This is a genomic window from Plantibacter sp. ME-Dv--P-095, from assembly GCF_030209365.1.
Taxonomy (GTDB): domain Bacteria; phylum Actinomycetota; class Actinomycetes; order Actinomycetales; family Microbacteriaceae; genus Plantibacter.
Window position 1 is genome coordinate 321,061 of the sequence record NZ_JARVSB010000007.1, and the last position, 13,183, is coordinate 334,243.

Below are 13,183 nucleotides of genomic sequence, written 5' to 3' on the forward strand. Positions count from 1 at the left end.
CCCACCACCCTTCACCGGGCTCCCTGCCGCTCAGGCGGAGCCCTCCACGAGGAATGCAGAGGAAGCCATGTCGCAGGTACTGACCCAGGACCGCATCACCATCGTCACCGGGACGGTGACCCAGGAGGAGGCCATCCGACGTGCGGCCGACGCCCTCGAGGCGGCGGGCGCGGTCACCGACGAGTACTTCGAGGCCATGCTCGCGCGTGAGCAGTCGGTGTCGACCTACATGGGCAACCTCCTCGCGATCCCGCACGGCACGAACGACGCGAAGGAGGCGGTCCGCGATTCCGCCCTCTCCTTCACCCGCTACGAGACCCCCATCGACTGGGACGGCGAAGAGGTGCGCTTCGTCGTCGGCATCGCCGGCAAGGACGGCGGCCACATGGAGATCCTCTCCAAGATCGCCATCATCTTCTCCGAGGACGACGAGGTCGCCAAGCTGCTCGCCGCTGAGACGGCGGAGGAGCTCTACGCACTCCTGAGCGAGGTCAACGAGTGATGCGGGCCGTCCACTTCGGCGCCGGGAACATCGGACGCGGGTTCGTCGGCCTCCTCCTCCACGAGGGCGGCTACGAGGTGGTCTTCGCGGACGTCAACGCGGAGCTCATCGGGGCCATCGCCGCGGCCGACAGCTACACGGTCCACGAGGTGGGCGACGGCGCGAAGGACACGGTCGTCACCGGGTTCCGCGCCATCAACAGCGCGACCGACGAGGAGGCACTCGTCGCGGAGATCGCCGCCGCCGATGTGGTGACCACCGCCGTCGGGCCGACGATCCTGCGGTTCGTCGCGCCGGTCATCGCCCGCGGCATCGCCGCCCGTCCGTCGGACGCGGCACCGCTGGCCGTCATGGCCTGCGAGAACGCGATCAACGCGACCGACCTGCTCGCCGCAGAGGTGCGGCGGGCCGTCGGCGACACCGCCTGGGAGTCGCTGGCGGGCCGTGCCGTGTTCGCGAACACGGCCGTCGACCGCATCGTCCCCGGCCAGCCCGCCGGGCAGGGCATCGACGTCACCGTCGAGACCTTCTACGAGTGGGCCATCGAGACCCCGGCCTTCAACGGCTCCCTGCCGTCGATCCCCGGCGCGCACTTCGTCGAGGAGCTCGCGCCGTACATCGAACGCAAGCTGTTCACGGTGAACACCGGACACGCCTCCGTCGCCTACTTCGGCGCGCGTGCCGGTATCGGGACGATCGCCGAGGCGCTCGCCGAGCCGTCCATCGCGGCGGCCGTCGGTGCGGTGCTCGAGGAGACCTCCGCCCTGCTCGTGGCGAAGCACGGCCTCGATATCGACGCGCAGCGCGAGTACCGCGAGACGATCCTGCGTCGGTTCGCCAACGTGCACCTGCCCGACACCGTCGAGCGCGTCGGTCGCCAGCCGCTGCGCAAGCTGAGCCGGACCGAGCGGTTCATCGGACCCGCCGCCGAGCTCGCGGAGCGCGGGATGGGCCACGACGCCCTCGTCGCCGCCATCGGAGCTGCACTCGAGTTCGACGTGAGCGACGACGAGCAGAGCGTCGAGCTGCAGGCCAAGCTGCACGACCTGTCAGCCGAGGCGTTCGTCGAGGAGGTCACGGGGCTCGCGCCCGAGCACCCGCTGGCTCCGGCGGTGCTCGCGCAGGTCACCGCTCGGCAGGCGACGCTCTCCTAGCCGGGCAACCCGTCGACAGGCTCAGGGAACGGACATCTCCGGACCCTGGGCCTGTCGTGGTCCCTGAGCCTGTCGAGGGGTGGTCCCTGAGCCTGTCGAAGGGCTGCCGCTCAGAACACCTTGCCGGGGTTCAACAGGTTCTGCGGATCGAAGAGCCGCTTGATCCCGTGCTGGAGTCCGAGCTGGTCGGCGCCGAGTTCGTCGCCCAGCCAGCGTTTCTTGAGCAGTCCGATCCCGTGCTCTCCCGTCAGCGTCCCGCCGAGACGGAGCGCGGCGGTGAACAGCTCCTCGGCCGCCTGCCAGATGTGGTCCGGTACCTCGGTGCCCTCGAAGACGAAGTTCGGGTGGAGGTTGCCGTCGCCGGCGTGCGCGACCGTCGGGATGGTGATCCCGTAGCGGCGCTCGATGTCGCCGATCTCGGCGAACATCGCCGCCAGCTGGCTGCGGGGCACGGAGACGTCTTCGATGAGCGGGGTGCCGAACCACTCGAGCGAGGGGTGCAGGGCGCGGCGGACCGCGAGCAGGTGCTCACCGGTCGCGTGGTCGGTCGACATCTCGGCGCGGCCACCGGCGGCACGCAACACCTCGAGGACGGCCGCTGCTTCGAGCTCGGCGCTCGGTCCGTCGGTCTGGATGACCACGTGCGCTTCGCCGCTGCTCGGTGTCGGGAGCTGCAGGTACCGGTGGACGGCGACGAGTGCGACGGGGTCGAGCAGTTCCATGATGGACGGCTGGATGCCCGCCGCGGTGACGGCCGCCGTGGCACCGGCAGCGGTGACGACGTCCGGGAAGTACGCGGCGATCGTTGCGACGGTACCGGGGGTGATCCGCCTGATGCGGACGGTCGCCTCGACGATGACGCCGAGGACGCCCTCGGATCCCACCATGAGACTCGTGAGGTCGAGCCCGGTCACGCCCTTGATGCTCCGGTGACCGACGCTGATGAGTCGGCCGTCGGCCAAGACGACCTTGAGCGCCAGGACGGCGTCCCGGGTCACCCCGTACTTCGCACACAGGAGGCCGCCGGCGCCGGTGGCGATGTTGCCGCCCACGGTCGAGATCGCCCGGCTCGCAGGGTCAGGGGCGAACCAGAGCCCACGGGTGAGCAGGAGATCGTTGAAGGCGCCGTTGATCACGCCTGGATCCACGACCGCGAGCAGATCGGGTTCGTTGATCTCGTGGATCCGCGTCATCCCGAGGGTCGACAGCACGATCTCGCCCGCACCGCCGAGGGCGCCGCCCGCGAGTCCTGTGCCGGCGCCCCGCGTCACGACCGGCGTCCCGGTCGCCGTCGCGATCCGCATGACGGTCTGGACGTCCTCGATGGAACGCGCGGAGACCACGGCGATGGGCGCTGCGTCCGACACATGCCCGGACTTGTCGGTCCGTGCCGCCGCCAGGTCGACATCCGTCGTCGACACCGCGTCGCCGAGGGCGTCGTGGAGGGCGTCGAGGACGTTCGGCGTGGTCATCGCGGCAGGACGGTTCCGTCGGCCCAGACCGCCTGGACCGACCAGCGGTGGTCGAGGAGGACCGCGTCCGCGGCGTATCCCACGGCCAGGCGTCCGAAGCGCTCGCCGAGGCCCAGGACGCGGGCGGGGGTGCTGGTGAGGGCTCCCACGGCCTCCGCGGCGGGGATCCCGCTTTCGATCGCCAGGCGGAGCGCGCGGTCGAGGGTCAGGGTGGAGCCGGCGATCGAGTCGCCTTCGACGAGCCTCGCGAGGCCGTCCGTCACCTGGACCTCGAGGGCGCCGAGGAGGTAACGGCCGTCGGACGACCCGGCCGCCGCCATCGCGTCGGTGATGAGGGCGACGCGGCCTGGAGCCTGCTCGAACGCGAGCTTCGCCACGTCGGGGTGCACGTGTTCACCGTCGAGGATGAGTTCGACCGTCACCCGCTCGTCGGCGAAGGAGGCGATGATCGGCCCGGGCGCACGGTGGTGGATCCCGTTCATGGCGTTGAACACGTGGGTGACGAGGCGTGCACCGAGGTCGAAGGCCGTCTTCGTCAGCGCCTCGTCGGCGTCCGTGTGCCCGACGGCGACGATGACACCGGCCTCGACGAGCACCTGGATCGCTTCGAGCGCGTTCGGCAGCTCCGGGGCGATCGTGATCTGGCGCAGGGTGCCGCGGCTCGCATCGATGAGCCGCTCGACGGTGGCCGGGCTCGGGTCGATGAGGGCGGTGGGGTCGTGTGCGCCCTTCTTGACGGGGGACAGGAACGGCCCCTCGAGGTGGGAGCCGAGCACGAGGGGGTCCTCGGCGACGAGGTCCGCGATCCCGTCGAGACTCGCGACGAGCGCGTCGACCGGGTTGGACACCAGGCTGATGAGCGACCGGGTCGTGCCGTGCGCGCGGTGGACGGCGAGGGCGCGCTCGATGGCGTCGCGACCGTCGTCGAACGACGCCCCACCACCTCCGTGCACGTGGAGGTCGATGAACCCGGGCGTCAGGTGGCCTCCGTCGGCACCGTGCACGAGGGCACCGGCGCCGAGAGGGAGTGACCGCCAATCGTCGCCGGATCCGGTCGCGCGGATGACCCCGTCGACCGCGTGTAACCAGAAGGCGTCGATCTGGCCGTCGACGTCGACCTTGGTGGCCGAGTGGATCAGGAGGTCGGTCATGCGAGCTGCTTCCGTCCGCGGATGACGCCGCTGGCGACCGCGATCACGGCGAAGACCGCCGCGATGATCGGCTGCCCGAGGTGCAGCCAGGCGAGGGCCGCCGCGGCGAAGATGAGCAGTTCGACGACGGCTTGGCCGTACAGGTCGATGCGGATGACTGCGCGAGGCGACAGGAACAGCGCCCACAGGATGATCGCCACGACCGGGGCGGCGACACCGACGACCACGTTGAGCGGGAACGGCCAGACTGCGACCCCCCAGAACCCGAGGGAGAAGAAGGCGAAGAGGTCGAGGAAGAAGCGCAGGATCTCGGTGGGGCCGATCTTCACGTCGGCGGGAGTTCGTTCAGACACCACACGATTCTACGGCGCGTGGTGGGAGTCCCGGCCCGCGTCAGCGGAAGATGATGGTCCGAGCGCCGTCGAGCAGGACGCGGTCCTCGGCGAACCATTTCACCGCCTGCGTCAGGGTGCGGCTCTCCTCGTCCTGCCCGATCGCGACGAGTTCCGCCGGCGAACGCGAGTGGTCCACGCGGACGACGTTCTGCTCGATGATCGGCCCCTCGTCGAGGTCGCTCGTCACGAAGTGGGCGGTCGCCCCGATGAGCTTCACCCCACGCGCGTGCGCCTGCTTGTACGGGTTCGCGCCCTTGAACCCGGGGAGGAACGAGTGGTGGATGTTGATGGCCCGCCCGGCGAGGCGTTCGCACAGCTCGGGGGAGAGGATCTGCATGTACCGGGCGAGGACGACGAGCTCGATGTCGTACTCCTCGACCGCGGCGATGACCCGGGCCTCGAACGCCGCCTTGGAAGCGGCGTCCGTGACGGGCAGCGACTCGAACGGCACGCCGTAGAACGAGGCGAGGTCGCGGAGCGAGCCGTGGTTGCTGAGGACGAGCGGGATCTCGACGGGGAGCTGGCCGGCGCGCTGGCGGAACAGGAGGTCGTTGACGCAGTGCGCGGCCGTCGACGCCAGGACGAGCGTCCGCAGCGGGCGCCCGACCACATCGAGTCGCCAGTCCAGCGCGTAATGCTCGACGACCGGGGCGATGGCCGCCTCGAACCGGTCCCTGGTGACCGCCGCTTCGACCTGCAAGCGCATGAAGAACCGCCCGGTGTCGTCGCTCGAGAACTGCTGGCTCTCGGTGATGTTCCCGTCGGCCTCGACGATCGCGCCGCTGATGGCGTGCACGATGCCCGGGCGGTCCTCGCAGATGATGGAGAGGACCCAGTGGACGGAGCGCTCGTGCGGAGCGGCGGGCGCGGTGGTGGGGTCGGTCGAGTTCGTCACCGCCCCAGGGTACCGGCCGGGGGAGGCTCAGGCCGCCGGGACGGACCGCTCGTCGACGAGGTCGGCGTGCGAGGACTGCCGCAGGTAGGACCGGACGCTCTCGCGGCTGCGCTGCAGGCAGTCGATGCGGTCGTCGATCGAGGCGATCTGCGTCCTGAGGGATTCGGCGGTCGCCCGTGAGCAGTCCGCCACGGGCCGCGAGGCACGGGTGTCGTCGAGGTCGAGGACCACGCGGACGAGCCGGGTCGTGAGACCCGCGTCGACGAGGTTGTCGACCGTGATCACGTGGTCGACGGCGGACGGCCCGTACTCGTCGAGCGCGTGCGGGGCCCGCACCGGGGCCAGCAGGCCCTCCTGCTCGTAGGAGTGGAGCCGGGACGCCGGGACGCCCGTCCGTTCAGCGAGTTCTGCGATGCGCATGTGCGGCCTCTCTGTCACCTTCACCTCACGTGCAACGTCGGACCGAGGCCGTCGCATTCCCGGCCTCGGGTAGACTCGTCCGCGGTCGCCGGATGTCGGTCGGCCCTGGGCGCGCACATCAGCGCGTAGACGAACTCGTCCGCCGTGTCGGCCGACGGGTGAACGCCATCGTTGGAGCGATCCGATGACCTCCTCTCCTCCCTCCTCGGCGCGCCCCGCCGAACCGACCAAGCCGACCTCGCCCCCGTTCCCGTGGGTGGGATTGATCGCGCTCGCGGCCGGGACCTTCCTCTCGGTCACCGGGGAGATGATCCCGACCGGGCTCCTCCCGGAGATGAGCACGTCGCTCGGCGTCACCGAGTCCCAGATCGGACTCCTCGTGAGCGTGTTCGCGTTCACGGTCGTGCTGTCGAGTGCCGCCCTCATCCATCTGACCAAGCGCGTCCCACGGCATGCGCTGCTCGTCGCCGTCATCGCCGTCCTCGGTGTCAGCACCGGCCTCGGCGCGCTGGCGCCGAACTACGAGCTCCTCGTGGCGACGCGTGTCCTCGGCGGACTGGCCCACGGCGTCTTCTGGGCGGTCGTCGGTGCCTACGCGGGCCACCTCGTGCCCAAGGAGCAGCTCGCCCGGGCCGTGTCCGTGACGATCGCCGGTGGCACGCTCGCCTTCGTCCTCGGCGTCCCGCTCAGCACGGCGCTCGGGCACGCCCTCGGTTGGCGGCTCGCATTCGGCGTCCTGGCCGTGGCGATGCTCCTCGGTGCCCTCGTGGTCTGGTGGAAACTGCCGCCCGTCGGACGGGAGGAGTCGCATGCGGCTTCCGCCGGTGCCACGGGTCGCGATCCGAGCGTCGTCCCCGTCGCGATCGTGTGCATCGCCGTCGGCGTGATCATGGCCGGACATTACGCGTTCTACACCTACATCGCCCCCTTCCTCATCGGCGAGGTGGGTGTCCCGTCGGGCCAGCTGAGTCTCCTCCTCCTCGTCTACGGTGTCGCGGGTGCGATCGGCCTGATCCTCACCGGCAGCGTCTTCGCGAAGCGGGCGACGACAGGACTCTTCGTCGCGCTGACGGTGTCGGCGGCCATGGTGAGCGCCCTCACCCTCTCGACGGACTGGCTGCCCGGTGCGCTCGTCGCGTTCTTCCTCTGGGGCACAGCGTTCGGGATGTTGCCGCCGCTCATGCAGACCCGACTCCTGCATGCCGCGAGCCCGCGCATCCGTGACACGGCGAACGCGTTCTACACGACGGCGTTCAACACGGGTATCGGTGGGGGATCCGCGCTCGGCGCACTGCTCCTCGCCGAGGTCGGACTCGGCGTGCTGCCCTGGGTCTACGTCGTGCTGGCGGTGGTCGCGACCTCGCTCCTGGCCGCGGACGTGCTCCGCACCCGCAAGCGCGTCACCGTCTGATCACCCGGCGCGCGCGTCAGGGCGCGGTGGGCGTGTCCGTCGCTGTGGGAGGGTCGTCCGACGGCGGCTCGACGGCGATGCCCGACTCGGCCGGGGCGGCCTCCGGACCCGGCGTCGCCTCCGTCGGCTCCTGAGTCGTGCTTCCCCCAGGCGCCGCGGTGGTGTCCGTCGCTGCCGGATCCGCCGTGGTCTCTGCGGTGGGCGCTGCGTCGGGCGCAGCGGGGAGTGCCGGATCGGTCGCTGCCGGAACCGGGGTCGCCGGCGATGCGGGATCGGCGGCGGATGCTGCCACGGCCGACCGTTGGGCGGCGTCCAGCGGAGCGGCGTCCAGGGCGAGGGCGACGTCCGTCGTCAGGAGTCCTGCGATCGAGAGGTAGTCGACCGAGACCGACGGACCTCGCCGGGACGGATCGGCGGGGTCGGCTCCCCAGACGCTCAGCTCGTGGAGCCCGATCGCGACCGCGTCTCCGGAGAGCACCGCCCGACCCGCGGCGTCGAGCGTGACGCGTTGCTCGTCGCCACCATCGACGGTGTAGCCGATGGAGCCGTTCGGAGCGCCGACGACGACGAGCGACGCCCCCAGTTCGAGGACACGCAGCACGCGGAGGTCGAGGAGGCCCGTGACGTCGGGACCCCCCACGGTCACCGTGACCGGCTCCGCCCCGACGGTCACGACGTCGCCGAGGGTCTGTCGGACGGTCAGCACGAACGTCCCGGTGCGCCCGAGGTCGACCGGCCCGGTCGACCAGCCGCTCTCGGACGCCCGTTGCGTCTCCGAGGCCGCGACGGTCGTCGAGGCGAGGACCGTGTCACCCTCCAGGATGTCGATGGTGGCGCCGGGTGCTCCGGTGCCGGTGAACGCTGGCCAGAGGAACCCTCCGCCGGAATCCGCGAGCATCGTCGGCGGCACGGGCTCGGAGGGGCCCACCGGATCGACGGGATCGACGGGGTCGGTCGGGTCGACGGAGCCGGTCGGGGGAGCAGTCGGCGGCGTGGTCGCCGGTGGCGTCGCCGGGATCACCGGCACGGGCATCGGCGTCGGATCGGTCGTCTCATCCTGGTCCGGTGTCGGCTGCGGCATGGGGAGCGGGGTGGCCGGCGTGGTCGGGCCGGTGGACGACGGTGCGTTCGGTGCCGCAGCAGGCGGATCCACGGTCTCGCCGGCGGCCACCGAGGTGCCCGGGTCGGCGGATGGGAACACGAGCGGGCTGAGGACGAGGGCTGCGGCAGTGACGGCCGCGACGACCCCCACTCCGATCGCCGCGACGAGTCCGCCCGAGAGGCCTGCCGTGCCGGCGGCCGTGGCCGCCCCGACGGTACCCACGGCGGCGACCCCGGCCCCACCGGATCCGCCGGCTGCGGCACCGGACGCGGCATGGCCACCGAGGTGCGCGGTCAGGGCAGCCCCGCCCGTGACCGTCGCCGGCATCGCGACGACCGCCGTCGACGCCGGTCCGTCCGTCTGCAACCAGGCCAGATAGCCGGTCGCTCCGGCGGCCCCGGCGACCAGGGGGAGGAGGACGAGCGCCATGCGGGACCCGACGTCCTTCGCCTCAGCGGCGACGATCGTGCACCGCTGACACGCGTCGAGGTGTGCTTCGACCTTCGCCGTGTCGCGGGCGCTCAGGTTGCCGCGCGCGTAGGAGCCGAGTCGGCTGATGGTGAAGGCGTGCTCGGAGTCGTCGTCGACGGCCTGCAGGTGCGCTTGGATCCAGGCCTCCCGCAACCCCTCACGAGCCCGGTAGGCGAGCGCGGACACCGAGTTGGGCTTCATGCCGAGCAAGGGCGCCACTTCGGCGGGCGTCATGCCCTCGATCTCCGTGTACCAGAGGACCTCCTGCCAGCGCGTGGGCAGGCTCCGGAACGCTCGAGCACTCAGACTGCGGTCGAGGGCCTCCATCGACGAGGCCTCGTTCGTGTCGGGGTCCTCGAACGAGTCGAGGGTGTCGAGTGAGGTCTCCCGGCGCGAGCGACCCCACGCTGCCGCGGTGTTCCGGATGGTGGTGAACAGGTAGGGGCGGAACGCGCCCGTCGGGCCCTTCCCGCGACCGACCGCCTGATAGATGCGGGCGAACGACTCCGAGACGAGGTCGTCCGGGTCGAGGCTCGAGGTGATCGACCGCGCGACCGTCCGCCCGGCGTTCGCGTGCCTGCGCCACAGCTCGCCGTACGCGTCCTGCGAGCCCGCGCGCGTGCCGTCGATCAGCTCCGCGTCCGAGCGCTCGGCGAGCGGCACCGCCGGGGTCACGTCCACGCTCATGATGCCTCCGTCTGCATGCTGCGCACTGCCGGGCACCATGCCCGCCCGAGAGAGTCGGGTGGGGCGGGATCATGACGCGGAATCCTCATCTTCGCACGGGGGAGCGGCGGTGCGACCGTCCCGGATGGACCTCATCCACGGATCGGGTCGGGAACCCGCGTCATGAAGTGCTGCCGGGTCGCTCTCTCAGGGTGAACGGCAGGGTTCCCGACCTCGGGGGCTCGGCCGGGTCGTCCTCGGACGGCCACGATGCGTGCCGCGGCCGGTGCGCATCGGGCGGCGGACCCGAACCGCTGCAGATCTCGACGGGAGGGGGCGCCATCGTGCGAACCCGTCGATCGGCCGGGAGTGGTGCTCGGGGGCGAGCGCCACTCCCGGCCACCTTCCGTTGATCCGATCCGTTCAGCTGAGCCAGTCGACCTCGGGCGGGCGGTGGAACGCGATCCCCGATGCCGACCAGCCGCGGGCGATCTCCGCCAGACGATCGCGAAAGTCGGGCCAGTCGGCGGCGCGACGCTCGGACCAACCGATCTCGGCGATCGAGGCGATGCGCGGGAACACCAGGAACTCCAGTGTCTCGACGTCGCCAACGGTCTCGGTCCAGAGCGGCGCCTCCACACCGAGGATGTCCTCCTCGCCGACGCCCGCGACGACGTCGGTCGGTTCCCAGGCCGCCGAGCGTTCCACACTCGTCGGGCCGTCCGCCCAGGTGAGTCCGGCCGAGTCGTCGTCGGGGTACTGCATGTCGAGGTAGGCGGCGTCGGCCGGCGACATGATCACCCGCCCGCCCTGTCGCACGAACGACCGCAGCTGCTCGGCGTGACCCGGTTCGGGTGCGACGTAGTTCCAGTACTGGCCGACGGTGCCCGGCGCGAGCTCGCCGGATGCGCCGAACTCATGCCAGGCGACGGCGGTCTTGCCGGTGGCGGCGACCAGCTCGGACACCCGCCAGGCGAACCAGCGGAAGTCGGCCTCCGGGGTCGCGAGCGCCTCGTCGCCGCCGAGGTGGAGGTACGGTCCCGGTGTGAGCGCCGCGAGCTGGCCGAAGACGTCCTCGAGGAACGCGTACGTGGTCTCGGAACGGATGGCGAGACTCGAGAAGCCGACCTCGGTGCCGGTGTAGGGCTCGCGCGCGACCCCGTCCGCATTGAGCTCGGGGTAGGCCGCGAGGGCCGCGTTGGTGTGGCCGGGCACGTCGATCTCCGGGACGATCGTGATCGCGCGGTCGGCGGCGTAGTCGACGATGGCGCGGTAGTCCGCGGCGGTGTAGAAGCCGCCCTCGCCACCGCCCACGGCCGTCGCCGCCCCGATGCCGGTCAGCTCCGGCCAGCCGGCGATCTCGAGCCGCCAGCCCTGGTCGTCGCTGAGGTGCAGGTGCAGGTGGTTGAGCTTGAGACTCGCCAGCTGGTCGATGAACCGCTGGACCTGCGCGACCGTGAAGAAGTGCCGTGCGACGTCGAGCATGACGCCGCGGTAGGCGAAGCGCGGCGCATCGTCGACGACGACGGCGGCCACCTCCCACACCTGCGCGCTGGCCTGCGGCGCCCAGGTGGCGGGCGGGAGCAACTGGCGGAGGGTCTGCGTGGCATGGAGGACGCCCGCCGCGTCGGAACCGACCAGGTCGACGCCCTCCGCCGTCACCGTCAGTCGATAGGCCTCAGGTGTCGGAGTGAGCCGTTCGTCGATGCCGAGGGTGATCGCAGGACACCCGCCGGTCGCGAGGTGATCCGCACCGCGCTCGTCCGCCGCGACCGTGTCGACCGGGATCGCGTACCCCGTCGACGTCCGCAGCGCCTCGGCCAGCAGCCGGGCCGGCGTGGCGGCCTCGGGGCTGGTGATCACCCTCGTCCCCGACTCGAGCACGAACGGTTCGGCGGACGGATCCGAGCGCTGCGAGCGGGGGCGGGGGAGCAGACTCATGCAGGTTCCTTCGCTGGCTGACCGTCGTGCGCGTCCGTCCGAGCGGGTTTGTTCGGACGGTGAACACAAGTCGAACCATCCTGTCACAGCCCGTGCGGAGGGTGCCGGAGCGACGTCGGGACCCGGTCCGGGACGGTGCGCGACAGCCGTCCCGTTGCTATGCTGCTAGCAGTCGCAACTGGCGTATAGACGGAGCCCGCTCCGCCTCAGATGGTTCACCATCGGGGAGCGACCCTGCACCTTGAAGACAAGGGCGGATTCGGCCGCACGCCTGGGCCGAAACGGCACATCACCGACATCCGTTCTGTCACAAAAGGGAGCCAGTCTTGTCCGACACCTTCAACGCGCCACTCTCCGAGGTCGATCCCGAGATCGCCGCGGTCCTCGAGCAGGAGCTCGGCCGCCAGCGCAACACCCTCGAGATGATCGCGAGCGAGAACTTCGTGCCCGTCTCCGTCCTGCAGTCGCAGGGCAGCGTGCTGACGAACAAGTACGCGGAGGGCTACCCCGGCCGCCGGTACTACGGCGGATGCGAGTTCGTCGACATCGCCGAGTCCCTCGCGATCGAGCGCGCCAAGAGCCTCTTCGGTGCCGCGTACGCGAACGTCCAGCCGCACTCGGGAGCGACCGCGAACGCCGCGGTCCTCTCGGCCATCGCCACCCCGGGCGACACCATCCTCGGCCTCGAGCTGGCCCACGGTGGGCACCTCACCCACGGCATGAAGCTCAACTTCTCGGGCAAGCTCTACAACGCCGTGTCCTACGGCGTCGACCCCGAGACCTTCCTCGTCGACATGGACGTCGTGCGCGACAAGGCGCTCGAGCACAAGCCGCAGGTCATCATCGCCGGGTGGTCCGCCTACCCGCGTCAGCTCGACTTCGCCGCATTCCGCGCGATCGCGGACGAGGTCGGCGCGAAGCTCTGGGTGGACATGGCGCACTTCGCCGGACTCGTCGCCGCAGGCGTGCACCCCTCGCCCGTGCCGTTCGCCGACGTCGTCTCCTCGACCGTGCACAAGACGATCGGCGGACCGCGCTCCGGCTTCATCGTCAGCCGCGACATGGAACTCGCCAAGAAGCTCAACTCGAACGTGTTCCCCGGCCAGCAGGGTGGGCCGCTCATGCACGTCATCGCCGCGAAGGCCACGGCGTTCAAGCTCGCCGCGACGGCCGAGTTCAAGGACCGTCAGGAGCGCACGCTCCGTGGCGCCAAGCTCCTCGCCGAGGCGCTCACCACCGACGCGTCGAAGGCCGCCGGCATCGACGTCCTCACCGGTGGCACCGACGTGCACATGGTGCTCGCCGACCTCCGGACCTCGGAACTCGACGGGCAGCAGGCCGAAGACCTCCTCCACGAGGTCGGCATCACGGTCAACCGCAACTCGGTGCCGTTCGACCCGCGGCCGCCGATGGTCACCTCGGGGCTCCGGATCGGTACGCCGGCGCTCGCGACGCGTGGCTTCGGCGACGCCGAGTTCGCCGAGGTCGCCGACATCATCGCCCTCGCGCTCCGCAACGGTGCCGAGTCCGGTGCGCTCCGCGAGCGCGTCACGGCGCTCGCCGAGCGTTTCCCGCTCTACGCCGGCCTGCAGCAGTAGGGCCC

The 13,183-nt window shown here is 71.1% G+C and carries 11 protein-coding genes and 1 riboswitch; of the genes, 4 read left to right on the forward strand and 7 right to left on the reverse strand.

Annotated elements, in window-relative coordinates:
- Positions 1-67: 67 nt before the first annotated feature.
- Complete coding sequence (locus QRN26_RS11465) at positions 68-502, forward strand: PTS mannitol transporter subunit IIA (protein WP_056007920.1); 435 nt, start codon at positions 68-70, stop codon at positions 500-502.
- Positions 502-1,656, forward strand: coding sequence for a mannitol-1-phosphate 5-dehydrogenase (locus tag QRN26_RS11470; RefSeq protein ID WP_285036850.1), 1,155 nt, complete (start codon positions 502-504; stop codon positions 1,654-1,656). The genes QRN26_RS11465 and QRN26_RS11470 overlap by 1 nt, the downstream gene beginning before the upstream one ends.
- 110 nt (positions 1,657-1,766) lie before the next feature.
- On the opposite strand, the gene QRN26_RS11475 is transcribed toward QRN26_RS11470, so the two are convergent.
- From QRN26_RS11475 to QRN26_RS11495, 5 genes are read right to left on the reverse strand one after another with little or no spacing between them, the layout of a single operon-like run.
- Entirely contained in the window at positions 1,767-3,128 is a 1,362-nt protein-coding gene (locus QRN26_RS11475; protein ID WP_285036851.1) for an FAD-binding oxidoreductase, read from the reverse strand.
- Positions 3,125-4,279, reverse strand: a complete 1,155-nt coding sequence (gene nagA, locus QRN26_RS11480; RefSeq protein WP_285036854.1) for an N-acetylglucosamine-6-phosphate deacetylase — start codon at positions 4,277-4,279, stop codon at positions 3,125-3,127. The genes QRN26_RS11475 and nagA overlap by 4 nt, the downstream gene beginning before the upstream one ends.
- On the reverse strand, positions 4,276-4,632 hold the full coding sequence (locus QRN26_RS11485; RefSeq protein WP_285036857.1) for a DUF2568 domain-containing protein: 357 nt from the start codon (positions 4,630-4,632) through the stop codon (positions 4,276-4,278). The genes nagA and QRN26_RS11485 overlap by 4 nt, the downstream gene beginning before the upstream one ends.
- 40 nt (positions 4,633-4,672) lie before the next feature.
- Entirely contained in the window at positions 4,673-5,569 is an 897-nt protein-coding gene (purU, locus tag QRN26_RS11490; protein WP_285036859.1) for a formyltetrahydrofolate deformylase, read from the reverse strand.
- Positions 5,570-5,596: 27 nt separating this feature from the next.
- Positions 5,597-5,989 (reverse strand): MerR family transcriptional regulator, encoded by a 393-nt coding sequence (locus QRN26_RS11495; RefSeq protein ID WP_285036861.1) that lies wholly within the window; start codon positions 5,987-5,989, stop codon positions 5,597-5,599.
- A gap of 184 nt (positions 5,990-6,173) precedes the next feature.
- Here QRN26_RS11495 and QRN26_RS11500 point away from each other — a divergent pair, with 184 nt between their 5' ends.
- Positions 6,174-7,400, forward strand: coding sequence for an MFS transporter (locus QRN26_RS11500; protein WP_056007896.1), 1,227 nt, complete (start codon positions 6,174-6,176; stop codon positions 7,398-7,400).
- Positions 7,401-7,416: 16 nt separating this feature from the next.
- Here QRN26_RS11500 and QRN26_RS11505 read toward each other — a convergent pair whose 3' ends face one another.
- Both QRN26_RS11505 and QRN26_RS11510 read right to left on the reverse strand, forming a co-directional pair.
- Positions 7,417-9,660 carry a sigma-70 family RNA polymerase sigma factor gene (locus QRN26_RS11505; RefSeq protein WP_285036864.1) on the reverse strand — a complete coding sequence of 748 codons (2,244 nt, stop codon included), beginning with the start codon at positions 9,658-9,660 and terminating at the stop codon, positions 7,417-7,419.
- Between the two features lie 402 nt (positions 9,661-10,062).
- Positions 10,063-11,580: a beta-N-acetylhexosaminidase gene (locus QRN26_RS11510; RefSeq protein ID WP_285036866.1), complete on the reverse strand. Its 1,518-nt coding sequence runs from the start codon at positions 11,578-11,580 to the stop codon at positions 10,063-10,065.
- A gap of 166 nt (positions 11,581-11,746) precedes the next feature.
- Positions 11,747-11,864, forward strand: a riboswitch (ZMP/ZTP riboswitch).
- Between the two features lie 42 nt (positions 11,865-11,906).
- On the opposite strand from QRN26_RS11510, the gene glyA reads away from it, so the two are divergent.
- Positions 11,907-13,178, forward strand: coding sequence for a serine hydroxymethyltransferase (gene glyA / locus QRN26_RS11515; RefSeq protein WP_056007889.1), 1,272 nt, complete (start codon positions 11,907-11,909; stop codon positions 13,176-13,178).
- Positions 13,179-13,183 lie beyond the last annotated feature (5 nt).